At 59.7% G+C, this 25,462-nt stretch carries 27 protein-coding genes; 10 read left to right on the top strand and 17 right to left on the bottom strand.

The window, feature by feature from the left end:
• Positions 1–44: 44 nt before the first annotated feature.
• The 3 genes from KGB25_RS19005 to KGB25_RS18995 all read right to left on the bottom strand — a co-directional run bounded on the left by KGB25_RS19005 (position 45) and on the right by KGB25_RS18995 (position 3,403).
• On the bottom strand, positions 45–491 hold the full coding sequence (locus tag KGB25_RS19005; protein WP_008032714.1) for an NUDIX hydrolase: 447 nt from the start codon (positions 489–491) through the stop codon (positions 45–47).
• Between the two features lie 190 nt (positions 492–681).
• On the bottom strand, positions 682–2,907 hold the full coding sequence (locus KGB25_RS19000) for an NADP-dependent isocitrate dehydrogenase (RefSeq protein WP_207286634.1): 2,226 nt from the start codon (positions 2,905–2,907) through the stop codon (positions 682–684).
• 268 nt (positions 2,908–3,175) lie between these two features.
• The gene (locus KGB25_RS18995) at positions 3,176–3,403 is read right to left on the bottom strand and encodes a hypothetical protein (RefSeq protein ID WP_032829130.1); all 228 of its coding nucleotides are present in this window, start codon (positions 3,401–3,403) and stop codon (positions 3,176–3,178) included.
• Here KGB25_RS18995 and icd point away from each other — a divergent pair.
• Complete coding sequence (icd, locus tag KGB25_RS18990) at positions 3,402–4,658, top strand: NADP-dependent isocitrate dehydrogenase (RefSeq protein WP_223436221.1); 1,257 nt, start codon at positions 3,402–3,404, stop codon at positions 4,656–4,658. The two genes, KGB25_RS18995 and icd, sit on opposite strands and share 2 nt — an antisense overlap.
• A 60-nt stretch (positions 4,659–4,718) precedes the next feature.
• On the opposite strand, the gene KGB25_RS18985 is transcribed toward icd, so the two are convergent.
• Positions 4,719–5,000 (bottom strand): cold shock domain-containing protein, encoded by a 282-nt coding sequence (locus tag KGB25_RS18985; protein WP_317850751.1) that lies wholly within the window; start codon positions 4,998–5,000, stop codon positions 4,719–4,721.
• A 225-nt stretch (positions 5,001–5,225) separates the two neighbouring features.
• Here KGB25_RS18985 and clpS point away from each other — a divergent pair, with 225 nt between their 5' ends.
• Positions 5,226–5,588: an ATP-dependent Clp protease adapter ClpS gene (gene clpS / locus KGB25_RS18980; protein ID WP_015094394.1), complete on the top strand. Its 363-nt coding sequence runs from the start codon at positions 5,226–5,228 to the stop codon at positions 5,586–5,588.
• A gap of 30 nt (positions 5,589–5,618) precedes the next feature.
• Positions 5,619–7,889, top strand: coding sequence for an ATP-dependent Clp protease ATP-binding subunit ClpA (gene clpA, locus KGB25_RS18975; protein WP_008033994.1), 2,271 nt, complete (start codon positions 5,619–5,621; stop codon positions 7,887–7,889).
• Between the two features lie 1,184 nt (positions 7,890–9,073).
• Here the strand turns inward: clpA and infA are convergent.
• From infA to trxB, 4 genes are all read right to left on the bottom strand, one after another.
• The gene (gene infA / locus KGB25_RS18970; RefSeq protein ID WP_002553999.1) at positions 9,074–9,292 is read right to left on the bottom strand and encodes a translation initiation factor IF-1; all 219 of its coding nucleotides are present in this window, start codon (positions 9,290–9,292) and stop codon (positions 9,074–9,076) included.
• Between the two features lie 100 nt (positions 9,293–9,392).
• Positions 9,393–10,100: an arginyltransferase gene (locus tag KGB25_RS18965; protein ID WP_008029519.1), complete on the bottom strand. Its 708-nt coding sequence runs from the start codon at positions 10,098–10,100 to the stop codon at positions 9,393–9,395.
• A 56-nt stretch (positions 10,101–10,156) separates the two neighbouring features.
• The gene (gene aat / locus KGB25_RS18960) at positions 10,157–10,837 is read right to left on the bottom strand and encodes a leucyl/phenylalanyl-tRNA--protein transferase (RefSeq protein WP_008043823.1); all 681 of its coding nucleotides are present in this window, start codon (positions 10,835–10,837) and stop codon (positions 10,157–10,159) included.
• Between the two features lie 64 nt (positions 10,838–10,901).
• Positions 10,902–11,861, bottom strand: coding sequence for a thioredoxin-disulfide reductase (trxB, locus tag KGB25_RS18955; RefSeq protein WP_008029514.1), 960 nt, complete (start codon positions 11,859–11,861; stop codon positions 10,902–10,904).
• Between the two features lie 295 nt (positions 11,862–12,156).
• On the opposite strand from trxB, the gene KGB25_RS18950 reads away from it, so the two are divergent.
• The 6 genes from KGB25_RS18950 (at position 12,157) to cysG (ending at position 19,786) form a co-directional block, all read left to right on the top strand.
• Entirely contained in the window at positions 12,157–14,565 is a 2,409-nt protein-coding gene (locus KGB25_RS18950; RefSeq protein ID WP_192418736.1) for a DNA translocase FtsK, read from the top strand.
• A gap of 72 nt (positions 14,566–14,637) precedes the next feature.
• Positions 14,638–15,261: an outer membrane lipoprotein chaperone LolA gene (lolA, locus tag KGB25_RS18945; protein ID WP_008029508.1), complete on the top strand. Its 624-nt coding sequence runs from the start codon at positions 14,638–14,640 to the stop codon at positions 15,259–15,261.
• Positions 15,262–15,398: 137 nt separating this feature from the next.
• Entirely contained in the window at positions 15,399–16,721 is a 1,323-nt protein-coding gene (locus tag KGB25_RS18940; protein ID WP_008029505.1) for a replication-associated recombination protein A, read from the top strand.
• On the top strand, positions 16,721–17,095 hold the full coding sequence (gene crcB, locus KGB25_RS18935; RefSeq protein ID WP_008029503.1) for a fluoride efflux transporter CrcB: 375 nt from the start codon (positions 16,721–16,723) through the stop codon (positions 17,093–17,095). The genes KGB25_RS18940 and crcB overlap by 1 nt, the downstream gene beginning before the upstream one ends.
• Before the next feature lie 15 nt (positions 17,096–17,110).
• Positions 17,111–18,391: a serine--tRNA ligase gene (gene serS, locus KGB25_RS18930; RefSeq protein WP_008043810.1), complete on the top strand. Its 1,281-nt coding sequence runs from the start codon at positions 17,111–17,113 to the stop codon at positions 18,389–18,391.
• Entirely contained in the window at positions 18,392–19,786 is a 1,395-nt protein-coding gene (gene cysG / locus KGB25_RS18925) for a siroheme synthase CysG (protein WP_008029501.1), read from the top strand.
• Between the two features lie 137 nt (positions 19,787–19,923).
• Here cysG and KGB25_RS18920 read toward each other — a convergent pair whose 3' ends face one another.
• From KGB25_RS18920 to KGB25_RS18880, 9 genes are all read right to left on the bottom strand, one after another.
• On the bottom strand, positions 19,924–20,931 hold the full coding sequence (locus KGB25_RS18920; protein ID WP_223436219.1) for a glutathione S-transferase family protein: 1,008 nt from the start codon (positions 20,929–20,931) through the stop codon (positions 19,924–19,926).
• 90 nt (positions 20,932–21,021) lie between these two features.
• Positions 21,022–22,023: a glycosyl transferase family protein gene (locus tag KGB25_RS18915; protein ID WP_223436216.1), complete on the bottom strand. Its 1,002-nt coding sequence runs from the start codon at positions 22,021–22,023 to the stop codon at positions 21,022–21,024.
• The gene (locus KGB25_RS18910) at positions 22,020–22,355 is read right to left on the bottom strand and encodes a TusE/DsrC/DsvC family sulfur relay protein (RefSeq protein ID WP_223436214.1); all 336 of its coding nucleotides are present in this window, start codon (positions 22,353–22,355) and stop codon (positions 22,020–22,022) included. Before KGB25_RS18910 ends, KGB25_RS18915 begins: the two co-directional genes overlap by 4 nt.
• Positions 22,352–22,645, bottom strand: coding sequence for a sulfurtransferase complex subunit TusB (tusB, locus tag KGB25_RS18905; protein WP_008043791.1), 294 nt, complete (start codon positions 22,643–22,645; stop codon positions 22,352–22,354). The genes KGB25_RS18910 and tusB overlap by 4 nt, the downstream gene beginning before the upstream one ends.
• The gene (tusC, locus tag KGB25_RS18900; RefSeq protein ID WP_223416597.1) at positions 22,645–23,007 is read right to left on the bottom strand and encodes a sulfurtransferase complex subunit TusC; all 363 of its coding nucleotides are present in this window, start codon (positions 23,005–23,007) and stop codon (positions 22,645–22,647) included. The genes tusB and tusC overlap by 1 nt, the downstream gene beginning before the upstream one ends.
• Before the next feature lies 1 nt (position 23,008).
• Positions 23,009–23,401 (bottom strand): sulfurtransferase complex subunit TusD, encoded by a 393-nt coding sequence (gene tusD, locus KGB25_RS18895; RefSeq protein ID WP_223416604.1) that lies wholly within the window; start codon positions 23,399–23,401, stop codon positions 23,009–23,011.
• Between the two features lie 190 nt (positions 23,402–23,591).
• Positions 23,592–24,296, bottom strand: a complete 705-nt coding sequence (locus KGB25_RS18890) for a YoaK family protein (RefSeq protein ID WP_008029486.1) — start codon at positions 24,294–24,296, stop codon at positions 23,592–23,594.
• A gap of 28 nt (positions 24,297–24,324) precedes the next feature.
• On the bottom strand, positions 24,325–24,654 hold the full coding sequence (locus KGB25_RS18885) for a DUF6388 family protein (RefSeq protein WP_223436212.1): 330 nt from the start codon (positions 24,652–24,654) through the stop codon (positions 24,325–24,327).
• Between the two features lie 20 nt (positions 24,655–24,674).
• Entirely contained in the window at positions 24,675–24,923 is a 249-nt protein-coding gene (locus KGB25_RS18880; protein ID WP_008045271.1) for a hypothetical protein, read from the bottom strand.
• 160 nt (positions 24,924–25,083) lie between these two features.
• Here KGB25_RS18880 and KGB25_RS18875 point away from each other — a divergent pair, with 160 nt between their 5' ends.
• On the top strand, positions 25,084–25,434 hold the full coding sequence (locus KGB25_RS18875) for a hypothetical protein (RefSeq protein ID WP_008029480.1): 351 nt from the start codon (positions 25,084–25,086) through the stop codon (positions 25,432–25,434).
• Positions 25,435–25,462: the final 28 nt, after the last annotated feature.

Here is a 25,462-nt window from a genome sequence, read left to right as displayed (position 1 = left end):
GTCTTGAAAAAGGACGCGATTCTAGCAGGCCGCAGCCCACAAGGCTAAAGAGAAGGGCGGATCAGTTCGAGGCCGAAGTGTTTACCGTCCAGATAATCATCGATACAACGGATGATCAGCTCACTGCGCCAGTTTGCGCGTTGTGCCAGCAGTTCGTCACGCGTCAGCCATTTTGCGCCGACGATGCCGTCATCCAGTTGATAGTCGGGGTGGTGCTTGAGCGCTTTTGCAATGAAGCAGACTCGCTGATACGTCACGCCGTTGCTGGGCGCGGTGTAGAGGTAAATGCCCACCACGCCGGTCGCCTCGACGTCCCAGCCGGTTTCTTCGAGGGTTTCGCGTACGGCGGCTTCGGTCAGGGTTTCGTTCGGGTCGAGGTGGCCGGCGGGCTGGTTGAGTACCGTCCGTCCGTGCTTGGTTTCTTCGACCATCAGGAAGCGGCCATTGTCTTCGACGATGGTGGCGACGGTGATGTGGGGTTTCCAGTCCATAGATAGTCCTCAAATGTTGAAATGCGAAACCTGTAGGAGCCGGCTTGCCGGCGATCGCGGAGTGTCAGCCAATAAAAATGTTGAATGATAAACCGCTATCGCCGGCAAGCCGGCTCCTACAAGGTTGTGGTCAGCCTGTAGAAACAGAAACCCCGGCACTGGGCCGGGGCTTCTTTGCATCCTTACAACCTTAAACCAGCGCAGCGATAGCCGCGTTGAAAGTGTTGCTTGGGCGCATGGCCTTGCTGATCAGCTCGGCATTGGCGTGGTAGTAACCGCCGATGTCCACTGGCTTGCCCTGAACGGCGTTGAGCTCGGCAACAATGGTCGCCTCGTTCTCGGTCAGGGTTTTTGCCAGCTCGCCGAACTGCGCTTGCAGTGCAGCGTCTTCAGTCTGGGCGGCCAGGGCCTGAGCCCAGTACAGCGCCAGGTAGAAGTGGCTGCCGCGGTTGTCGATGTTGCCGACTTTACGCGATGGCGACTTGTTGTTGTCCAGGAACTGGCCGGTGGCCTGGTCCAGGGTCTTGGCCAGAACCAGCGCCTTAGGGTTGTTGTAAGTAACGCCCAGGTGCTCAAGGGAAGCGGCCAGTGCGAGGAACTCGCCCAGGGAATCCCAGCGCAGGAAGTTCTCTTCCAGCAGCTGCTGAACGTGCTTCGGTGCCGAACCGCCGGCGCCGGTTTCGAACAGACCGCCGCCGTTCATCAGCGGAACGATCGACAGCATCTTGGCGCTGGTGCCCAGTTCCATGATCGGGAACAGGTCGGTCAGGTAGTCGCGCAGTACGTTGCCGGTCACCGAGATGGTGTCCTTGCCTTCGCGGGTGCGGCCCAGGGTGAAGGCCATCGCGTCGACTGGCGACATGATGCGGATGTCCAGGCCGGAGGTGTCGTGATCCTTCAGGTAAGCCTGAACTTTCTCGATCACTACGCCGTCGTGAGCGCGCATTGGGTCCAGCCAGAAAATCGCCGGGGTGCTGCTTGCGCGAGCACGGTTGACGGCCAGTTTGACCCAGTCCTGGATCGGCGCGTCTTTGGTCTGGCACATGCGGAAGATATCGCCGGCTTCAACCGACTGCTCCAGCAACAAGGTGCCTTTGCTGTCCGTCACGCGGACAACGCCGTTGGTCTTGATCTGGAAAGTCTTGTCGTGCGAGCCGTACTCTTCGGCTTTTTTCGCCATCAGGCCAACGTTTGGCACGCTGCCCATGGTGGTCGGATCGAAAGCGCCGTGCAGCTTGCAGTCTTCGATAACGGCCTGGTAGATGGTGGCGTAGCAGCGATCTGGGATCACAGCCTTGGTGTCGTGCAACTGACCGTCGGTGCCCCACATTTTGCCGGAGTCACGGATCATCGCCGGCATCGAGGCGTCGACGATTACGTCGCTCGGCACGTGCAGGTTGGTGATGCCTTTGTCGGAGTTGACCATGGCCAACGACGGACGAACGGCGTAGACCGCCTGGATGTCCGCTTCGATCTGCGCTTGTTGCTCGGCAGGCAAAGCCTTGATGCGAGCGTACAGGTCGCCGATGCCGTTGTTCAGGTTGAAGCCGATCTGTGCCAGCACGTCAGCGTGCTTGGCCAGTGCGTCTTTATAGAACTCGGCAACGATCTGGCCGAACATGATCGGGTCGGAGACCTTCATCATGGTGGCTTTCAGGTGAACCGACAGCAGCACGCCCTTGGCTTTGGCGTCTTCGATCTCGGCAGCGATGAAGCTGCGCAGAGCGTTTTTGCTCATGACCGCGCAATCGAGGATCTCACCGGCTTGCACGGTGGTCTTTTCTTTCAGGACGGTGGTGGTGCCGTCTTGAGCGATCAGTTCGATTTTGACGGCGTCAGCGGCGTCGATCAGGGCGGCTTTTTCGCTGCCGTAGAAATCGCCGGTGCTCATGTGCGCGACGTGGGACTTGGAGTCCGCAGCCCAGGCGCCCATTTTGTGCGGGTGCTTGCGAGCGTAGTTCTTGACCGACAGCGGGGCACGACGATCGGAGTTGCCTTCGCGCAGAACCGGGTTCACGGCGCTGCCCTTGATCTTGTCGTAACGCGACTTGGCTTCTTTGTCGGCGTCGCTGGTCACGGTTTCCGGGTAGTCCGGCAGTGCGAAGCCCTGGGCTTGCAGCTCTTTGATCGCGGCCTGCAGTTGCGGAACCGAAGCACTGATGTTCGGCAGCTTGATGATGTTGGCTTCTGGCGTAACGGCCAGGTCGCCCAGTTCGGCGAGGTGGTCGGCTACGGCTTTGTCACCCAATTGCTCGGGGAAGCTGGCCAGGATGCGCCCTGCAAGAGAAATATCGCGGGTTTCAACGGCGATATCAGCCGAAGCGGTGAACGCTTCTACGATAGGCAACAGTGAATAGGTGGCGAGGGCTGGGGCTTCGTCGGTGAAGGTATAGATGATCTTCGAGCGGGTGGGCATATTCGGATTAACTCTCTCTTCTTTGCTAAAGCGTGCGCAGAAACTCGAGGGGCGCCGGGTAAGCGCGTTCGTTCAAAGTCATCCATGAGCCGAATGTCGAGATTTGTGCGCGGTGATGTTGGGTGCATCAGTCGAGCGTCAAGCGGGTGGACTGCGGTAACAGTCCTGCTTTTTCGGGTCCAAAGTCTCGTGCTAGAGAGGTCGGCCGTCGTGACTCTGTGGTCAGCGGGCGGCATTATACATAGGTAGCTGGCAATCTGCCGATGGTTCATACGTAACGATTGTCGTCCATTGGTCTAAAGGTCGCAGGGGAGTGCAGGGCGTAGAGTCGTTGGCCGTGCTTGAGTTTGGCGCTTTTCCCTTTGCTTTCAGGCTTGTAGAACACGAACTGCGCAGCTTTGCAGTCGATGGGCAGAACATAGGGTTTGCGCGCCGATTTAACTGGGGTACGCTCGGACGAAGCCAGATGTTCAATCCAAACAATGGAGTTCAGCATGGGATACAAGAAGATTCAGGTTCCAGCAGTCGGCGACAAAATCACCGTCAACGCGGACCATTCTCTCAATGTTCCTAACAACCCGATCATCCCCTTCATCGAAGGCGATGGTATTGGCGTTGATATCAGCCCGGTCATGATCAAGGTTGTCGATGCTGCTGTTAAGAAGGCTTACGGCGGCGAGCGCAAAATTTCCTGGATGGAAGTCTACGCCGGGGAGAAAGCAACTCAGGTTTACGATCAGGACACCTGGCTGCCTCAGGAAACCCTGGACGCGGTCAAGGATTACGTTGTTTCCATCAAGGGCCCTCTGACCACGCCGGTCGGCGGCGGCATTCGTTCCCTGAACGTGGCCCTGCGTCAGCAACTCGACCTGTACGTGTGCCTGCGCCCGGTGCGCTGGTTCGAAGGCGTGCCTAGCCCGGTCAAGAAGCCAGGCGACGTCGACATGACCATCTTCCGTGAAAACTCGGAAGACATTTATGCCGGTATCGAGTGGAAGGCCGGTTCGCCGGAAGCGACCAAGGTCATCAAGTTCCTCAAAGAAGAAATGGGCGTCACCAAGATCCGTTTCGACGGAAACTGCGGTATCGGCGTCAAGCCGGTGTCCCTGCAAGGCACCAAGCGTCTGGCGCGCAAGGCCCTGCAGTACGTGGTCGACAACGACCGCGACTCGCTGACCATCGTGCACAAAGGCAACATCATGAAGTTCACCGAAGGTGCCTTCAAGGAATGGGCCTACGAAGTGGCGGCTGAAGAGTTCGGCGCGACCCTGCTCGATGGCGGTCCGTGGATGCAGTTCAAGAACCCGAAAACCGGCAAGAACGTCATCGTCAAGGATGCCATCGCCGACGCCATGCTCCAGCAGATCCTGCTGCGCCCGGCCGAATACGATGTGATCGCGACCCTGAACCTGAACGGCGACTACCTCTCCGACGCCCTGGCGGCGGAAGTGGGCGGTATCGGTATCGCGCCGGGTGCCAACCTGTCCGACACCATCGCCATGTTCGAAGCGACCCACGGTACTGCGCCGAAGTACGCCGGCAAGGACCAGGTCAACCCGGGCTCGCTGATCCTGTCCGCCGAGATGATGTTGCGTCACCTGGGCTGGACCGAAGCGGCCGACCTGATCATCAAGGGCACCAACGGCGCGATTTCCGCGAAGACCGTGACCTATGACTTCGAACGTCTGATGGACGGCGCGAAGCTGGTGTCTTCTTCCGGGTTTGGCGATGCACTGATTTCGCACATGTAAGCGAATCGGCACAAAAAAACCGCCTTCGGGCGGTTTTTTTATGCCGGGATGACAGTGGCTTCAGTTCGGCACGGTTTCCTGCAAATTGGCAGCGACAGTCTGTTCATTCTTGGTGGTCGCATCCTTGATCTCCACGGCATGCAACCCTTTGGGGCCCTGAATGATCTCGAAGCTCACGATTTGTCCAGCCTTGAGGGTTTTGTAGCCGTCCATTTCAATGGCGGAATAATGGGCAAAGAAATCGATCTCTTTACCGTCCTCGTCCTGCCCTTCGCGGGCGTCGGTGTTGATGAAACCGAATCCCTTGGCATTGTTGAACCATTTCACCTTACCGACAGCCATGCTCATATCCCTCTGCAACAGACTCCATCACTGGAGTATCATCCAGTACATCCGCAGTCGAATCCTGTAAATAAGATTGACTCCGCGGACCTTTTTTACCCACTGTGGGCTCTATTGGTTGTAACACCGTTTTGCCGATAGTCAAGGTGACCCGGCAGTCGGTATTGAAATCGTTCATAACCGTCCCCACTACTGTATTCGCACAACTGACGAACCTTTCTTTCCATGCATGCAATCAGCCAGATTCGACTAACATTCAATCAGGATCGCCCTGATTTACACGACGACGATTCCGCAGGCATTGCTGTTCAGGAGGCCAAGCCTGCTTTACAGGCGCCGCCGATGTACAAGGTGGTTTTGTTTAATGATGACTACACACCGATGGATTTCGTCGTCGAAGTGCTCGAGGTGTTTTTTAACCTGAATCGCGAGCTGGCGACCAAGGTCATGCTGGCCGTCCACACAGAAGGACGGGCAGTATGTGGAGTGTTTACCCGCGACATTGCCGAGACCAAGGCCATGCAGGTCAACCAGTACGCCAGGGAAAGCCAGCATCCGCTACTCTGTGAAATCGAGAAGGACGGTTAATCGCCGACCACTTGGGTATGAGGTGAAGCTATGTTAAACCGCGAGCTCGAAGTCACCCTCAATCTTGCCTTCAAGGAGGCCCGTTCGAAGCGTCATGAATTCATGACCGTCGAACATCTTCTGCTGGCCTTATTGGACAATGAGGCTGCCGCCACCGTTTTGCGTGCCTGCGGCGCCAACCTCGACAAACTCAAGCATGATCTGCAGGAGTTCATCGACTCCACCACGCCGTTGATCCCTATTCATGATGAGGATCGCGAGACCCAACCTACCCTGGGCTTCCAGCGTGTTCTGCAGCGTGCTGTTTTCCACGTACAGAGCTCGGGCAAACGCGAAGTGACTGGCGCCAACGTGCTGGTTGCGATCTTCAGTGAGCAAGAAAGTCAGGCAGTGTTCCTGCTGAAACAGCAGAGCGTTGCACGCATTGATGTCGTCAACTACATCGCACACGGCATTTCCAAAGTGCCGGGGCATGGCGATCACTCTGAAGGTGAGCAAGATATGCAGGACGACGAGGGCGGTGAGTCTTCTTCTTCAGGCAATCCTCTGGATGCTTATGCCAGTAACCTCAACGAACTCGCGCGCCAGGGTCGTATCGATCCGTTGGTAGGTCGTGAGCTCGAAGTCGAGCGTGTCGCGCAGATCCTCGCGCGTCGACGCAAAAACAACCCGCTGCTGGTGGGCGAGGCGGGCGTGGGTAAAACCGCGATTGCCGAAGGCCTGGCCAAACGTATTGTCGACAACCAGGTGCCGGACCTGCTGGCCAACAGCGTGGTGTATTCCCTCGATCTGGGCGCCTTGCTGGCCGGGACCAAATACCGCGGCGATTTCGAGAAGCGCTTCAAGGCGTTGCTCAATGAACTGAAAAAACGTCCGCAGGCGATCCTGTTCATCGACGAAATTCACACCATCATCGGTGCGGGTGCCGCGTCCGGTGGCGTCATGGATGCCTCGAACCTGCTCAAGCCGCTGCTGTCGTCCGGTGACATCCGTTGCATCGGTTCGACCACCTTCCAGGAATTTCGCGGCATCTTCGAGAAGGACCGTGCCCTGGCGCGACGCTTCCAGAAAGTCGATGTATCGGAACCGTCGGTGGAAGACACCATCGGCATCCTGCGTGGCCTGAAAGGGCGTTTCGAGCTCCATCACAATATCGAATACAGTGATGAAGCCCTGCGCGCCGCTGCCGAACTGGCCTCGCGTTACATCAATGACCGGCACATGCCGGACAAGGCCATCGACGTGATCGACGAGGCGGGCGCCTACCAGCGTCTGCAGCCGATCGAGAAACGCGTGAAACGCATCGAAGTGCCTCAGGTCGAGGACATCGTCGCGAAAATCGCGCGGATTCCGCCAAAACACGTCACCAGCTCCGACAAAGAGCTGCTGCGTAACCTTGAGCGTGACCTGAAGCTGACGGTGTTTGGTCAGGATGCCGCAATCGACTCGCTGTCGACTGCGATCAAACTGTCCCGTGCCGGCCTCAAGTCGCCTGACAAGCCTGTCGGTTCGTTCCTGTTCGCAGGCCCGACCGGTGTCGGTAAAACCGAAGCGGCGCGTCAGTTGGCCAAGGCGTTGGGTATCGAGCTGGTTCGTTTCGACATGTCCGAGTACATGGAGCGCCACACCGTATCGCGTCTGATCGGTGCGCCTCCTGGCTACGTCGGGTTTGATCAGGGCGGTCTGCTGACCGAAGCCATTACCAAGCAGCCTCACTGCGTGCTGTTGCTCGATGAAATCGAGAAGGCGCATCCGGAAGTCTTCAACCTGCTGTTGCAGGTCATGGACCACGGTACGCTGACCGATAACAACGGGCGCAAGGCGGACTTCCGTAACGTGATCGTCATCATGACGACCAACGCCGGTGCCGAAACCGCAGCGCGTGCTTCGATCGGTTTCACCCATCAGGACCACTCGTCCGATGCGATGGAAGTGATCAAGAAGAGCTTCACGCCGGAGTTCCGCAACCGTCTGGACACCATTATCCAGTTTGGTCGCCTCAGTCATGAGGTCATCAAAAGCGTGGTGGACAAGTTCCTTACCGAGCTTCAGGCGCAGTTGGAAGACAAGCGCGTGCAGCTGGAAGTGACCGACGCGGCGCGCAGCTGGCTGGCGGCAGGTGGCTACGACTCGGCAATGGGCGCTCGGCCGATGGCGCGTTTGATTCAGGACAAGATCAAGCGTCCGCTGGCGGAAGAGATTCTCTTTGGCGAGCTGGCTGACCATGGTGGCGTGGTGCATATCGATCTGAAGGACGGCGAGCTGACCTTCGAGTTTGAAACCACGGCTGAAATGGCCTGACGGTTGTTGATCTGTTGTAAAGCGAAAGGCGCCTTCGGGCGCCTTTTTTGTTGGCTGCTTGGTTTGGGGGCAGATCCGTTTTTTTGGTAACGGCGGCTATTGGTTTCGCCCTTACGGCGAGTCACTTGGAAGGGCCCCAAGTAACCAAGGGCTCTTGCCCCTTTCGTTCGGTGCCTCGCCATGGCTCGGCATGCCCTCGCTCCGGTCCTGCTCCGTGGGCCCGCCGCCATCGGCCATCCATGGCCGGGGGCGGCTAACCCGGCATCCATGCCGGGTTGCCCACTGCGCAGAACCTGCACTCGGCCTCTCGAGGGGGCGCTCAGATCAAAAGCTGAAGGCGAGCTAACGCTCGGCCTGATGAGTGGTGAAAATCAAAAGCAAACGCAAACGCCGATCCCTGTAGGAGCCGGCTTGCCGGCGAAAATCGTTTGGACAACGCGTTCATTCAGACAGCCCCGCGTTATCGTTGACGTCCATCGCTGGCAAGCCAGCTCCTACAATTTTGAATCGTGTGAACCCAATCCCTTGTAGGAGCCGGCTTGCCGGCGAAAAGCGTTTGGGCGACGCGTTCATTCAGACAGCCCGCGTTATCGTTGGCGTCCATCGCCAGCAAGCTGGCTCCTACAATTTTGAGTCGTGTGAACCCAATCCCTTGTAGGAGCCGGCTTGCTGGCGATAGCGGTGGGTCAGTCGCGCATTTATCGCCTGAAAGGACGCCATCGCCAGCAAGCCGGCTCCTACAGGGGATTGGTGTACATGTTCGGAATGAGTGAGCGCAGCAGTGAAGGACAACGCGGACAACTGCAGAGCCAGGTCGGCTTTCAGGCCGCCTCGGCGGCTGTGGCGGTGGTCGCCCCCTCGAGAGGCCGAGTGGAGGTTCTGCGCAGTGGGCAACCCGGCATGGATGCCGGGTTAGCCGCCCCCGGCCATGGATGGCCGATGGCGGCGGGCCCACGGAGCAGGACCGGAGCGAGGGCATGGCGAGCCTTAGCGAGCCACCGAACGAAAGGGGCAAAAGCGCTTTGGTTACTTTCGCGCTTTTCGAAAGTGACTCGCTGTAAAAGCGAAACCAATACCAGCCATCACCAAAAAAATGGATATTCACACCACACCACACCACACCACACCAAATCGCAGACAAACAAAAACGCCCGGCAAAAGCCGGGCGTCTTGTATTGACTTGATTAGCGAGCGCGGTAAGTGATGCGCCCTTTGCTCAAGTCATAGGGCGTCAGCTCGACGCGCACTTTGTCACCGGTAAGAATACGAATGTAGTTCTTGCGCATCTTGCCGGAGATATGCGCGGTTACGACGTGCCCATTTTCCAACTCCACGCGAAACATGGTGTTGGGCAGGGTGTCGACGACAGTGCCTTCCATTTCGAAGCTGTCTTCTTTCGACATGCAGTAAAGCCCTCGGTGTCCAATGAATGGCCCGGTGCAACTGCGCCAGGCAAAAGCGGCGTGCATTGTGCCCGAAAAATGGGGTTTAAGCCAAGGGGTTCTAGTTCAGGATGACCCAGCGCTGATTAATCAACAGTTCGATCGGGCGATATTGGGTCTTGTAGCTCATTTTTTTGCAGTTCTTGATCCAGTATCCGAGGTAGACCGCTTCAAGCCCCAGGCGCTGGGCCTCGGCGATTTGCCAGAGAATCGCGTAGCGCCCCAGGCTGCGGCGTTCTTCAGAGGGTTCGTAGAAGGTGTAGACCGCCGACAGACCGTTCGGCAGCAAGTCAGTGACCGCCACCGCCAACAGCTGGCCCTCCAGGCGAAATTCGTAGAAACGCGAAAATGGCAGGTCACGCACCAGGAAGGTCGAGAACTGGTCACGACTCGGCGGGTACATGTCGCCATCGGCATGGCGCTGTTCGATGTAGCGCTGATACAGGTCGAAGTACTCTTCGCTGAACTTCGGCTTGGTCGGGCGCACCTGCACGTCGGCATTGCGCTTGAAAATGCGTTTCTGCTGACGATTCGGCGAAAATTGCGCCACTGGAATGCGCGCAGGCACGCACGCATTGCAATTCTGGCAATGTGGCCGATAAAGATGATCGCCGCTGCGACGAAAACCCATTTCAGACAGGTCTGCATAGACATGCACATCCATGGGCTGGCTAGGGTCGAGGAACAGCGTTGTGGCCTGCTCCTCGGGCAGATAACTGCAAGAGTGGGGCTGAGTGGCATAAAACTTCAAACGCGCCAACTCGGTCATGATCAACCCTCGGTATAAGCTTTGAATTAAGTGTAAGCCACGCGCGCGAAAGTCGCTCAGCAAACCCAGGTGGCACGGCTGGGTTGGTCCAGATGCTGCGCAAGATAGCGGGCAAACTCGCGACGAGGAATGGCGCGGGCGCCCAGGCTGTGCAAATGATCGGTGGGCATCTGGCAGTCGATCAGCACGAAACCCGAGTCTTTCAGATGTTTGACCAGGGTGGCAAAGCCGAATTTGGAGGCGTTGTCGGCGCGGCTGAACATGGATTCGCCGAAAAACAACTGCCCCATCGCCAGGCCATAGAGCCCACCGACCAGTTCCCCCTGATCCCAGACCTCCACCGAATGCGCGTAGCCCCGCTGGTGCAGCGCCAGGTAGGCGTTCTGCATCGCTTCGGTGATCCAGGTCCCGTCGGCATATTCGCGCGGTGCAGCGCACGCGCGAATGACTGCGGCAAAATCCTGATCAAAGGTCACTTGATAGCGTTGCTGACGCAGCAGCTTGCTGAGGCTGCGCGAGACGTGCAGTTCGTCGGGAAACAGCACGGTACGCGGATCCGGCGACCACCAGAGAATCGGCTGGCCTTCCGAAAACCACGGAAAGCAGCCATGGCGATAGGCCTGAATCAGACGATCGGCGGACAGATCGCCGCCCGCAGCCAGCAATCCGTTGGGATCGCGCATGGCTTTTTCCAGCGGTGGGAAGGTCAGAGTGTTGCGTTGTAACCAAGTCAGCATGGCATCCGGGCTTACAGAAGGGGAGGGCAGTGGTGGGCGGTTGGGCCCACCGTGAAGTTTGCCGTCAAACGGCCGGAATGTCGTCGAGGTATTTCTCGGCGTCGAGTGCGGCCATGCAGCCGGCGCCGGCGGAAGTGACGGCCTGGCGATAAACGTGGTCGGCCACATCGCCTGCGGCGAACACGCCGGGGATCTCGGTGGCGGTGGCATCGCCTTCGCTGCCGCCTCTGATCAGCAGATAGCCGTCACGCATTTTCAGCTGGCCTTCAAACAGCCCGGTATTGGGCTTGTGGCCAATGGCGATGAACACGCCGGCCACCGACAGCTCGCTGGTTTCGCCGCTGTGGCTTTCGCGCAGGCGGGCGCCGGTCACGCCGCTGGCGTCGCCCAGCACTTCATCGAGATTCTGGTTCCAGTGCAAACGGATATTACCGTTGGCGGCTTTTTCGAAGAGTTTGTCCTGAAGGATTTTCTCCGAGCGCAACTTGTCGCGTCGGTGGATCAAGTGGACTTCCTTGGCGATATTGGACAAATACAACGCTTCTTCAACAGCGGTATTGCCGCCACCGACTACGGCGACCACCTGATTGCGGTAGAAGAAGCCGTCGCACGTTGCGCAGGCCGAAACCCCTCTGCCGGCGAAGGCCTCTTCCGAGGGCAGACCCAGATACTGCGCCGAAGCGCCGGTGGCAATAATCAGTGCGTCGCACGTATAAGTGCCGCCGTCGCCGATAAGTTCGAACGGGCGCTGTTGCAACTTGGCTGTGTGGATGTGGTCGTAAACGATCTCTGTGTCAAAGCGCTCGGCGTGTTTTTGCATGCGTTCCATCAGTACCGGGCCGGTCAGGCCTTCGACGTCACCGGGCCAGTTGTCGACTTCGACGGTGGTGGTGAGCTGGCCACCTGCCTGTATGCCGGTAATGACCACAGGTTTGAGGTTGGCGCGGGCGGCATAAACCGCTGCACTGTAACCGGCAGGGCCGGAACCCAGAATGATCAGGCGGCAATGCTTGGATTCGCTCATAAAACACCTCATAAGCCTTTGTCACGAAAGAGAATGCGTGCTCAAATTGAATCGCAATCGGTGCGCCGTTAGCTATGCTGATCCATGGCCTGCCAGCATGGCATCGTACGAACAAACCCGTACAATGCGTGCCGGTCACTTGAATATTCAGTGCGCACCGTGTTTATAAAAACCGGAGTGCAGTGTTAAAAGTAGTCCCAGTTGCGCCGGTTAACTTTTTTACCTGCCTGGATTGGGCAGTTTTTTATAGTCATTCAACAGATGGACGCGCCATAGGCGCAGGAAAAGAAGCGTTTTGAAGAAATCCACCGCAGCACCTAAACCAGCCGTCGTTCCGCTCTGGCGCCAGCATTTGCACTACCGGCTCAAGGAAGGTGCATTGATCGCCATCGGCGGCCTGTGCCTGTTCCTGATGATGGCCTTGTTGACTTACGGCAAGGACGATCCGGGCTGGAGCCATAACAGCAAGATCGACGATGTTCAGAACTTTGGCGGACCGGTCGGCTCCTACAGTGCCGACATCCTGTTCATGGTGCTGGGTTACTTCGCCTACATTTTCCCGCTGTTGCTGGCGGTCAAGACCTACCAGATCTTCCGTCAACGCCACGAGCCGTGGCAGTGGAGCGGTTGGCTGTTTTCCTGGCGCCTGATCGGCCTGGTGTTCCTGGTGCTGTCGGGCGCGGCCCTGGCCCACATCCATTTCCATGCACCGACCGGTCTGCCGGCCGGCGCGGGCGGCGCGTTGGGCGAAAGCCTTGGCGATCTGGCCCGCAATGCACTGAATATCCAGGGCAGCACCTTGCTGTTCATCGCGTTGTTCCTGTTCGGCCTGACGGTGTTCACCGACCTGTCGTGGTTCAAGGTGATGGACGTTACCGGCAAGATCACCCTCGACCTGTTCGAGGTGTTCCAGGGCGCGGCCAACCGCTGGTGGGCTGCCCGTGTCGAACGCAAGCAGCTGGTTGCGCAGTTGCGTGAAGTCGATGATCGCGTGCATGAGGTGGTCGCACCGACCGTTACCGACAAGCGCGAGCAAGCCAAGGTCAAGGAACGCCTGATCGAGCGTGAGCAAGCCCTGAGCAAACACATGTCGGACCGCGAGAAGCAGGTCCCGCCGGTGATTGCCCCCGCGCCGCCGAAACCCGCCGCGCCAAGCCAGCGCGTGGAAAAAGAGAAACAGGCGCCGCTGTTCGTCGACAGCGCCGTCGAAGGCACCTTGCCGCCGATCTCGATTCTCGATCCTGCGGAAAAGAAACAACTCAATTATTCCCCGGAGTCGCTGGCAGCCGTCGGCCACTTGCTGGAAATCAAGCTCAAGGAATTCGGCGTCGAAGTCTCGGTGGATTCGATCCACCCGGGCCCGGTGATTACCCGTTACGAAATCCAGCCTGCCGCCGGGGTCAAGGTCAGCCGTATCGCCAACCTGGCGAAAGACCTGGCGCGTTCCCTGGCCGTGACCAGCGTGCGGGTGGTGGAAGTGATTCCGGGCAAGACCACCGTCGGTATCGAGATTCCCAACGAAGACCGGCAGATCGTGCGCTTCTCCGAAGTGCTCTCGACGCCTGAGTACGACAACTTCAAATCCCCGGTCACCCTGGCCCTGGGTCATGACATCGGCGGCAAGCCGGTCATCACCGACCTCGCCAAAATGCCGCACTTGCTGGTGGCCGGTACGACCGGTTCCGGTAAGTCGGTGGGTGTGAACGCGATGATTCTGTCGATCCTGTTCAAGTCCGGCCCGGAAGACGCCAAGCTGATCATGATCGACCCGAAAATGCTTGAACTGTCGATCTACGAAGGCATTCCGCACCTGCTGTGCCCGGTCGTGACCGACATGAAAGACGCGGCCAACGCCCTGCGCTGGAGCGTGGCGGAGATGGAGCGTCGCTACAAACTGATGGCGAAGATGGGCGTGCGAAACCTGTCCGGCTTCAACGCCAAGGTCAAGGAAGCCCAGGACGCCGGCACGCCGCTGAGCGATCCACTGTACAAGCGCGAAAGCATTCACGACGAAGCGCCGCTGCTGACCAAGCTGCCGACCATTGTCGTGGTGGTCGACGAATTCGCCGACATGATGATGATCGTCGGCAAGAAGGTTGAAGAGCTGATCGCCCGTATCGCCCAGAAGGCCCGTGCCGCCGGTATCCACTTGATCCTCGCGACCCAGCGTCCGTCGGTTGACGTGATCACCGGTCTGATCAAGGCGAACATCCCGACGCGCATGGCGTTCCAGGTGTCGAGCAAGATCGACTCGCGGACCATCATCGACCAGGGTGGTGCCGAGCAGTTGCTGGGCCACGGTGACATGCTCTACATGCCGCCGGGCACCAGCCTGCCGATTCGTGTGCATGGTGCGTTCGTGTCCGATGACGAGGTTCACCGGGTGGTGGAAGCCTGGAAGCTGCGCGGTGCGCCTGAATACAACGATGACATCCTCGCCGGTGTCGAAGAGGCCGGTAGCGGCTTTGAGAATGGCGGTGGCGGCGGTGATGACGATGCTGAAACCGATGCGCTGTACGACGAAGCGGTGCAGTTCGTACTGGAAAGCCGTCGCGCGTCCATCTCTGCGGTTCAGCGCAAGCTGAAGATCGGCTACAACCGCGCCGCACGCATGATCGAAGCCATGGAAATGGCCGGGGTCGTGACGTCCATGAACACCAACGGTTCGCGTGAAGTCCTGGCGCCTGGCCCGGTGCGCGACTGATTTGATTTGATGTTTTGAACGATGGTGCAGTGACGCGTCATCGTACTCCCCACGAATGTTATGAGGACTCCCATGCGTCTTATCCGCATGCTGTTGCTGCCGGTTCTGGCTTTGACCACACTCTCGGCCCACGCCGATGACAAGGACGTGGCACGTCTGACCCAACTCTTGGAAAAATCCCAGACCCTGACTGCACGCTTCTCGCAGCTGACCCTCGATGGCAGCGGCACCCAGTTGCAGGAAACGGCCGGTGAAATGTCGCTGCAGCGCCCGGGCCTGTTCTACTGGCACACCGATGCGCCGGCTGAGCAAGTCGTGGTTTCCGACGGCAAGAAAGTGACCCTGTGGGACCCGGACCTGGAACAGGCCACCATCAAGACCCTCGATCTGCGTCTGAGCCAGACGCCGGCGTTGCTGTTGTCCGGTGACGTGTCCAAGATCAGCCAGAGCTTCGCCATCAGCGCCAAGGAAGCTGGCGGCGTGATCGATTTCACGCTGAAGCCAAAGACCAAGGACACCCTGTTCGACAGCCTGCGCCTGTCGTTCCGCAATGGCCTGGTCAATGACATGCAACTGATCGACAGCGTCGGCCAGCGCACCAACATCCTGTTTACCGGCGTGAAGGCCAACGAGCCGATCCCGGCGTCGAAGTTCAAGTTCGACATCCCTAAAGGCGCGGACATCATCCAGGAATAAACCGCAGCCCCTTGTAGGAGCCAGCTTGCTGGCGATGGTGGGTCAGTCAACATCAATGTTGAATGATAAACAGCCATCGCCAGCAAGCTGGCTCCTACAGGTATTGCGGTGTTCATAGTGAGGTTTCATAAGCAGTGATGGACCTGTTTCGCAGCGCCCCGATAGCTCAGCCCTTGGCCGCCCGTTTGCGTGCGGCCAATCTGGACGAGTACGTCGGTCAGGAACACGTGCTCGCTCGCGGCAAGCCTTTGCGCGAAGCGCTGGAGCAGGGTGCGCTGCATTCGATGATTTTCTGGGGCCCGCCGGGCGTGGGCAAAACCACCCTGGCGCGGTTGCTGGCGGAAGTCTCGGATGCGCACTTCGAAACGGTCTCGGCTGTATTGGCCGGCGTGAAGGAAATCCGCCAGGCGGTGGAAATCGCCAAGCAACAGGCCGGCCAGTACGGCAAACGCACCATCCTGTTCGTCGACGAAGTGCATCGCTTCAACAAGTCGCAGCAGGACGCCTTCCTGCCCTACGTCGAAGACGGCACGCTGATTTTCATCGGCGCGACCACGGAAAACCCCTCGTTCGAACTCAATAACGCTTTGCTCTCCCGGGCGCGCGTCTACGTGCTCAAAAGCCTCGACGAAGCGGCGCTGCGCAAACTGGTGCATCGTGCGCTCACCGAAGAGCGTGGCCTGGGCAAACGGCAACTGACCCTCAGCGATGAAGGCTTTCAGATGCTGCTGTCCGCCGCCGATGGCGATGGTCGACGCCTGCTCAACCTGCTGGAAAACGCCTCGGACCTTGCCGAAGACAACAGCGAAATCGGCGTCGATCTGCTGCAAAGTCTTTTGGGCGATACCCGTCGCCGATTCGACAAGGGCGGCGAAGCGTTTTACGACCAGATTTCCGCGCTGCATAAATCGGTGCGCGGCTCCAATCCGGATGGCGCGTTGTACTGGTTTGCACGGATGATCGATGGCGGTTGCGATCCGCTGTACCTCGCCCGGCGCGTGGTGCGCATGGCCAGCGAAGACATCGGCAACGCCGATCCCCGCGCCTTGAGCCTGTGCCTGGCCGCGTGGGAGGTGCAGGAACGCCTCGGCAGCCCGGAAGGCGAGTTGGCGGTTGCCCAGGCCATCACTTATCTGGCCTGCGCGCCGAAAAGCAACGCGGTGTACATGGGTTTCAAAGCCGCGATGCGCAGCGCCACCGAACACGGTTCGCTGGAAGTGCCGTTGCACCTGCGCAACGCCCCGACCAAGCTGATGAAGCAACTCGGTTACGGCGACGAGTACCGTTATGCCCACGATGAGCCGGATGCCTACGCTGCCGGCGAAGACTACTTCCCCGAAGAGCTTGAGCCGCAACCGTTCTATCAGCCAGTGCCGCGAGGCCTGGAGCTGAAGATCGGCGAGAAGCTCAATCACCTCGCGCAACTTGACCGTTTAAGCCCCCGGCAGCGGAGAAAATAGTGCTTCCATTGATTGTTGCGGTTTCCGTCGGCGGGGTCGCTGGCACGCTGTTGCGCTTCGCCACTGGCAACTGGGTCAACGCTAATTGGCCACGGCACTTCTATACCGCGACGCTGGCCGTTAATATCGTCGGCTGTTTGCTGATCGGCGTTCTATACGGTCTGTTTTTGATTCGCCCGGAGGTGCCTTTCGAAGTGCGCGCCGGGCTGATTGTCGGCTTCCTCGGGGGGCTGACGACTTTTTCATCCTTTTCACTGGATACGGTGCGCCTGCTGGAAAGCGGGCAGGTGCCACTAGCCCTGGGCTATGCTGCCATCAGCGTATTCGGCGGGCTGCTCGCCACCTGGGCCGGCCTGTCCTTGACCAAACTTTGATAACGAGAGACCGACATGCTCGATTCCAAACTGTTACGTAGCAACCTTCAGGACGTAGCGGACCGCCTGGCATCCCGTGGCTACACGCTGGATGTTGCGCGCATCGAAGCGCTGGAAGAACAGCGCAAGACCGTCCAGACCCGCACCGAAGCACTGCAGGCTGAACGTAATGCGCGCTCCAAATCCATCGGTCAGGCCAAGCAGCGCGGCGAAGACATCGCGCCGTTGATGGCGGACGTCGAGCGCATGGCCAACGAATTGAGCGCCGGCAAAGTCGAGCTGGACGGGATTCAGACAGATCTGGATTCGATCCTGCTCGGCATCCCGAACCTGCCGCACGAATCCGTGCCAATCGGCGATGACGAAGACGGCAACGTTGAAGTACGCCGCTGGGGTACCCCGACCGCGTTCGATTTCCCGGTCCAGGACCACGTCGCCCTGGGCGAGAAATTCGGCTGGCTGGACTTCGAAACCGCCGCCAAGCTGTCCGGCGCGCGTTTCGCCCTGTTGCGTGGCCCGATCGCCCGTCTGCACCGCGCCCTGGCGCAGTTCATGATCAACCTGCACACCAGCGAGCACGGTTACGAAGAGGCCTACACGCCTTATCTGGTCCAGGCGCCGGCGCTGCAAGGCACCGGCCAATTGCCGAAATTCGAAGAAGACCTGTTCAAGATTGCGCGCGAAGGCGAAGCCGATCTGTACCTGATCCCGACCGCTGAAGTGTCGCTGACCAACATCGTTGCCGGCGAAATCGTCGATTCGAAACTGCTGCCGATCAAGTTCGTCGCCCATACGCCGTGCTTCCGCAGTGAAGCCGGTGCGTCGGGTCGCGATACCCGCGGCATGATTCGCCAGCACCAGTTCGACAAGGTCGAGATGGTCCAGATCGTTGAGCCATCGACCTCGATGGAAGCGCTGGAAGGCCTGACCGCCAACGCCGAGAAAGTCCTGCAATTGCTGGAACTGCCTTATCGCACTCTTGCGCTGTGCACCGGCGACATGGGCTTTAGCGCCGTCAAGACCTACGACCTGGAAGTGTGGATCCCGAGCCAGGACAAATACCGCGAGATTTCGTCGTGCTCCAACTGCGGCGATTTCCAGGCCCGTCGCATGCAAGCGCGTTTCCGCAACCCGGAAACCGGCAAGCCTGAACTGGTTCACACCCTGAATGGTTCCGGTCTGGCGGTCGGTCGTACCCTCGTTGCCGTGCTGGAAAACTACCAGCAGGCCGACGGTTCGATCCGTGTGCCGGACGTGCTGAAACCGTACATGGGTGGCCTCGAGGTCATCGGCTAAATGGACTATCTGCCGCTGTTTCACAACCTTCGCGGCAGTCGTGTGTTGGTCGTCGGTGGGGGGGAAATTGCCTTGCGCAAATCCCGCCTGCTGGCCGAAGCCGGTGCGCTGCTGCGGGTGGTTGCGCCTGAAATCGAACCGCAACTGCGCGAACTCGTTGCCGGCAGCGGTGGCGAGTGCCTGTTGCGTGGCTACGTCGAAGCGGATCTGGACGGCTGCGGGCTGATCATTGCCGCCACCGATGATGAACCGCTGAATGCACAAGTCTCCGCTGATGCTCATCGGCGTTGCGTGCCGGTCAACGTGGTGGATGCGCCAGCCTTGTGCAGCGTGATCTTCCCGGCAATCGTCGACCGTTCGCCACTGATCATCGCGGTTTCCAGTGGCGGCGATGCGCCGGTGCTGGCGCGGTTGATCCGCGCCAAGATCGAAACCTGGATTCCTTCCACCTACGGTCAACTGGCCGGTCTGGCTGCGCGTTTTCGCAGTCAGGTCAAAGGCCTGTTTCCGGATGTACAGCAGCGTCGGGCGTTTTGGGAAGATGTGTTCCAGGGCCCGATTGCCGACCGGCAACTGGCCGGGCAGGGCGCTGAAGCCGAGCGCATGATGCAGGCGAAAATCAGCGGTGAAGCGCCGGTTGCCACGGGTGAGGTGTACCTGGTCGGTGCCGGGCCGGGCGATCCCGACCTGTTGACCTTCCGCGCCTTGCGCCTGATGCAGCAAGCCGATGTGGTGCTGTATGACCGGTTGGTGGCGCCGGCGATTCTCGATTTGTGCCGTCGCGATGCTGAACGGGTCTACGTCGGCAAGCGTCGTGCCGATCACGCCGTGCCGCAGGATCAGATCAACCAGCAACTGGTGGACCTGGCCAAACAGGGCAAGCGCGTGGTGCGGTTGAAAGGCGGTGATCCGTTCATCTTCGGCCGTGGCGGTGAAGAGATCGAAGAACTGGCGGCCCATGGCATCCCGTTCCAGGTGGTGCCGGGCATCACGGCGGCCAGCGGTTGCGCGGCGTACGCCGGGATTCCGCTGACCCACCGCGATTACGCGCAGTCGGTGCGATTTGTCACCGGGCACCTGAAGGACGGTTCCACCGATTTGCCGTGGGGTGACCTGGTCGCCCCGGCGCAAACCCTGGTGTTCTACATGGGGCTGGTGGGCTTGCCGATCATCTGCGAGCAGTTGATCAAGCATGGTCGCGCAGCGGATACGCCGGCGGCGTTGATTCAGCAGGGCACCACGGTGAATCAGCGGGTGTTTACCGGCACCTTGGCCGATCTTCCACGATTGGTGGCGGAGCATGAAGTGCATGCACCGACGCTGGTGATTGTTGGGGAAGTGGTGCAGTTGCGCGAGAAACTGGCGTGGTTTGAGGGGGCTCAGGCGCAAGTCTGAAGACCGCGTCGCTTCCTTCGCGGGCAAGCCTCGCTCCTACAGATTTTATGTTGTTCGCACGATTGCGGGTGGACACAAAACCTGTAGGAGCGAGGCTTGCCCGCGAAGGGGGCCTCAAAATCGAAATAGAACCCGGATCAGGCGCTGTTCTTGCGCCAAACCCCTTTCCCACTCAACCGCGCCCGATCATGCGCCACGGTAAAGTCCTGCTCCGGCCCCTTCGGCACAACCCCGGTCGGGTTAATGGTCTTGTGGCTGCCATAGTAGTGGTTCTTGATGTGCTGAAAATCCACCGTCTCGGCAATCCCCGGCCACTGATAAATCTCGCGCAGCCAGTTCGACAGGTTCGGATAATCGGCAATCCGCCGCAGGTTGCATTTGAAGTGCCCGTGATACACCGCGTCAAAGCGGATCAGCGTGGTAAACAGGCGAATGTCCGCTTCAGTCAGGTATTCGCCCACCAGATAACGATTGGCGTCTAACAGCTGTTCCAGTCGATCCAGTTCCGCAAACAACCCGTCAAACGCCTCTTCATAAGCCGTCTGCGATGTCGCGAACCCGGCGCGGTACACACCGTTGTTCACCGCCGGATAAATCCGCTCATTCAACGCATCGATCTCGCCGCGCAACGGCGCCGGATAGAAATCCAGGTCATTGCCGGTCAAGTCATCGAATGCGCCGTTGAACATGCGGATGATCTCCGCCGATTCATTGTTGACGATGCGATTCTGCTGCTTGTCCCAGAGCACCGGCACGGTGACGCGACCCGTGTAGTCGGCAGTGTCGGCGGTATAGCGCTGGTGCATGAAGTTGAAGTGATCGAGCTTGTCGCCGGTCGAGCCGAAGTGCTTGTCGAAGGTCCAGCCGTTTTCCAGCATCAGCCAACTGACCACCGACACGTCGATCAGGCTTTCAAGGCCTTTGAGTTTGCGCAGGATCAGTGTGCGATGCGCCCACGGACAGGCGAGCGATACGAAGAGGTGATAACGACCCGCTTCGGCGGCAAAGCCACCCACACCGGTCGGGCCGGGCGTGCCGTCGGCCGTCAGCCAGTTTCGACGCTGCGCCTGTTCGCGCTGGAACGCGCCGTCCTTGCTGCTTTCGTACCACTGGTCATGCCAGCGACCTTCGACTAACAAACCCATGTTCAAGACTCCTCAACCGATAAGCGTTGGAGAGGAGTCTATTCCGATAGGTTCGATAAAAAAGCGCAAAGGTTGGGCGCTTATGATCGGTTAAATCGATCTGTCCCGTGCATCCCAATATTTCTGGGCTGTTTCGAAGGCGATTTCGCGAGGTTGGCCGAGGCCGCGTAGTGCGAGGGCCATGGTCGAGATCAGCGCCATTTGCGGATAACTGTCGACCACGTCGCCACGCCATACGGCTTTCAAATGTTCGGGATCGAGAGAGGCGGGTTTGACATGGCGTTGCGCCGACAGCTGCGGCCATTCCTCATCCCAGCTCTCGCCGCCGGTGGTGCCGTAAAGGTGGCTGTCGTTGTCGGGGTTGATCTCGATCTCGCCGCCATCGCCCTTGACCACAATCGCGGTGTCGCCGAGCAAGCCGCTGGCATCGCGATGCACCGCCTGGTAGCCGGGGTGGAAAATGCTTTGCAGGCCGCAGCGAGCGTTCAACGGATTGAGAATGCGCGTCAGGGAGTGGATCGGCGAGCGCAGGCCCAAGGTGTTGCGCAGGTCGATCATGCGTTGCAGTTGCGGGGCCCAATCCACCAGCGGCATGAACGCCAAGCCGCCGTTATCGAGCGCCAAGCCGACCTGTTGCCAGTTGCGGCACAACGGGATCTTCAGCTCATCCAGCAGTTGCTCGCTGTACAGCCGCCCGGCCGTGTGCGCGCCGCCGCCGTGCATGAAAATCCTCACGCCGTTCTGCGCCAGGCACTTGGCCGCCAGCAGATACCACGGCAGATGGCGTTTCTTGCCAGCGTAGGTTGGCCAATCCAGATCGACATTCAAGGCCGGTGGTTGCAAGCGCTCACGCAGGGCTTCGGTGAAGCCGGCCATTTCCTCGGCGCTTTCTTCCTTGTGCCGCAGCAGCATCAGAAACGCACCGAGCTGAGTGTCTTCGACCTTGTCGTCGAGCACCATGCCCATGGCTTCGCGGGCTTCCTCGCGGGTCAGGTCGCGGGCGCCGCGCTTGCCTTTGCCGAGGATCCGCACGAATTGGGCGAAGGGGTGTTCGGCGGGCGTTTCTAGAGTCAGCACTGGATAATCGGTCATAAGCAATTCGTCGGTTTGGGCAGGCCCGCCAGTTTCGCGGCGAGTTTGGCAGGGGTGCCTTTGAACAGTCGGTTCAGGTGCAGGCTGTTGCCTTTTTCCGGGCCGAGCTTCAACGCTGTGTACTTGATCAGCGGACGGGTGGCCGGGGACAGCTGGAATTCGGCGTAGAAGCTGCGCAGCAATTCGAGGATTTCCCAGTGCTCGGGGCTCAACTCGATTTCTTCGGCAGCGGCGAGGGCGCTGGCCACGTCGGCGGACCAGTCGCTCAGTTCAACCAGGAAACCGTCCTTGTCCAACTCGATGGCGCGGGCGCCGACCGTCAGTGCATTCATAACCAGCTGTTGACCTTGTCGTAGTGAATCGACAGTTCGACGAAGGCGGGATAATCGATCGCCTTGGCCGTATCCGGAACCTCCACCGCACGCGCCTGGGCGTCTTCGGCCAACACGAACAGCGTCGGGTTGCCGGTGATCAGTGCGTTGAAGGGCGCGGTGCCCGGTTGCAACGCATACACCGCGTCACCGGTCAGCAGCAGCGCATCGTTCGCGCCGATCAAGCGCAGGCAACTGCTCAGGCGGTCGTCGCCGAACGGGGAATGAGACAACACATGCAAAGTCGACATCAGAGGGTGATCACCTGGTCGTAACGGTCAATAAGGGCGGTGATTTCGCGGGCGGCCAGCACCTGGGCGTCCTCCAGCGACAAGCTGTCCGGGGCCAGGCCGCGTTCAGCGGCGCTGTCGCCACAGACGAACAGGTCTTCGACGCCGAACATCGGCAACGCTTGCAGGTTGGCGCTCAAGTCTTTCTGTTGCAGGGCCTTGGCGTCCTGTTTCGGCGCGAGCTGGAACACCCCGTCATCAAGAAACAGCAGGCCGATCGGCAGGTCGAAGGCACCACCGGCCAGCACGATGTCCAGTGCTTCACGTGCGCTCGGCCCGGACCACGGCGCCTGACGGCTGATAATCAGCAAGGATTTAGGCATGTCACGCACCTCCGAAACAGATCAGTCGGTCGGCGTCCTGCACCGCGTCATGCAACTGACCGAGACCGGACAATTCCCACGGCGCGCCGACGGCGACCGCTTCGCGCTGATAACGCTGGGCTTCTTCGTCGTTCAATACGCCACGACGCAGGGCGGCGGCGATGCAGACGACGCCGTCCAGTTGATGTTCGGCCACAAAGGCGCGCCATTGCTTGGGCAGGTCCAGTTCATCCTGCGGCGTGACCACGCTGGCGGACGCGTTGTAGACGCCATCCTGATAGAAAAACAGCCGGACAATCTCATGCCCGCCGGCCAGCGCAGCCTGGGCGAACAACAAGGCACGGCGCGAGGAGGGCGCATGGGCGGCGGAAAACAGCGCTATGGCGAACTTCATGACGGACTCGATCAGCGAAACTGCGGCCATGATAAGGCGTGGACCGAGTTGTCGCCATCGCCAGCAAGCTGGCTCCTACAGGTCTCGTGTCGTTTACAAGCCTTCGACCCACCACAAAACCCCTGTAGGAGCTGGCTTGCCAGCGATGGCGGTCTGTCTGCCGACATAAATGCTGAATGTGCTACGCCGCTCAACGCGGCATATACCCCAACTGCCAACGCCTTGGAATCCTCAACGACAACACTCCAAGCGCCCCCGCCAGCAACCCGCTGACAAACAACGCCCTGAGTCCAAGATGATGCTCCAGCACAGCCCCCAGCACCGCGCCGGCAAACATTCCGGTCCAGGGGATCAACTGCACCCGCCAGCCATTGCGCCGCTCGCCGAGCATCCAGCGTCCCAGGCCGCGACCGAAGCGCGACAGGGCGCCCGTCACGTAAGTCAGGCCCACCGGCAGGCCATTCACTTCTTCGACGGCGGCATTGAGCATGCCCATCGCGATGATCGCTGCCAGCAGCGCTGGCAATTGTTCGTCATAAGGCCAGGCCGCTGCCGCACACAGCAACATGGCGATGCACAACAGCAAGGGCAGCGCGCGGCGCCCGCCGACCCGGCTGACGACAATGCCCAAGGCGTTGCCGAGGATGAACGTGGCCACGAGCAGCAGCAGGCGCAGGGTCAGGCCCATGTCGCCGTCGCTGATCGCCACGGCGAGGCGGGTGGTGTTGCCGCTCATGAAGGAGACGAAATCGCCGCTGGCCATGAAGCCGATAGCGTCGGTCATGCCGGCGAGTACCGAGAGTGCGGCCACCAGCGACAGGCCGATGCGGCCGCGCCATTTCTGAGTGTGCAGATGCCCCGGACTGGCGCGGGTCGTGGAGGACGAAGGCAGCATCGGTGGCGGGATCCTTGTGCGGCGACGGTTATGGGATCAGACCATATAACTCGCAATACTCCAGCCAGTCCATCCCCGCCATCTCGGCCACTTCCCGGTGTACGTTCAGGCGTTGAGCTTCATAGTCCTCCGGTGTCGCGGCGGTCAGTTGCAGGGTCAGCTCCCAGGCAAACAACCCCAGGCGTTCGGCCTCGGCTTCGAACGCTTCATGCAAGCGCTCGTCGCGAAATTGCGCCGCGGTTTCGCCCTTGGCCTGAGCCAGCAGCGGGTTGAGGTTGTCGAGTTCGTGGCGCAGTTCAGGTCGCTCATCTAGAAACTTCTGCAGCGCCTGCTCGTGTAGCTGTTCGGTTGCCGCCATGGTCGCTCCTTGAGAATGGGTTACACGGACTGCTTCTTGCTGGCCTTGGCCGCTGCGGCCAGGCATTCGAGGGCAAACTGCTCGCAGTAGGTCATCTGGATCGGCGTGGTTTCGCCCTTGACGGTGCGTTCGCCGTCGAGGATGTAACGGATCCGCTTGTCGGTGACGCCGATTCGCTTGGCGATCCAGGAAGGCGTCTGGCCGATCTGGCTGATCAGCTTGTCGGCATATTCAGCGGTCGGTTTGTAGAATTCGGCGTTGGGTGTCATGGACGTTCCAAAAAAATGAGCCCGAAAACAGGGGCGATGCAGCGGTTGGCGCGACAGGGTGCGCGAATCGTGGCGCGGTGTCGCGGTATAAATGAAGTAAAGCAGAACGATACGCCGGCCCACGGTGATACAGTCCGCTTTTTCTTGATGAGCACACGCAATGCGAATTCTGATGGTGGCGCTGGCCGCAACGTTGCTGGCGGGATGCGCCGGTTCGGTGATGAACGATGCCCGCACGGGCACCCCGTACAAAACCCTGACTTCGGACAAACCGGAAAAGGTCGTCGCCCAGTGCGTGCAGTTCGCCTGGCAGGACGAGGCAGTGTTCGGCGTCGATGCGGGCGCTTATTTGCAGCCGGGTAAGAAGGGTGGGTCTACCGTTTACACGCGTTCGGCGGAGTCCTTTGTGGACGTGACCACCGATGCGTCAGGGACGGCGTTGAGTTACTACGCGCAGCATGACGACTTTGTCGCCAAGCGCCGTTTGGCGGCGCTGGCTACCTGCCTCTGATCTTATGACCTGACGCATAACCTGTAGG

The organism is Pseudomonas sp. BF-RE-21 (assembly GCF_019947305.1).
Lineage (GTDB): Bacteria > Pseudomonadota > Gammaproteobacteria > Pseudomonadales > Pseudomonadaceae > Aquipseudomonas > Aquipseudomonas migulae.
This window is presented reverse-complemented; position numbering and strand designations above follow the sequence as displayed.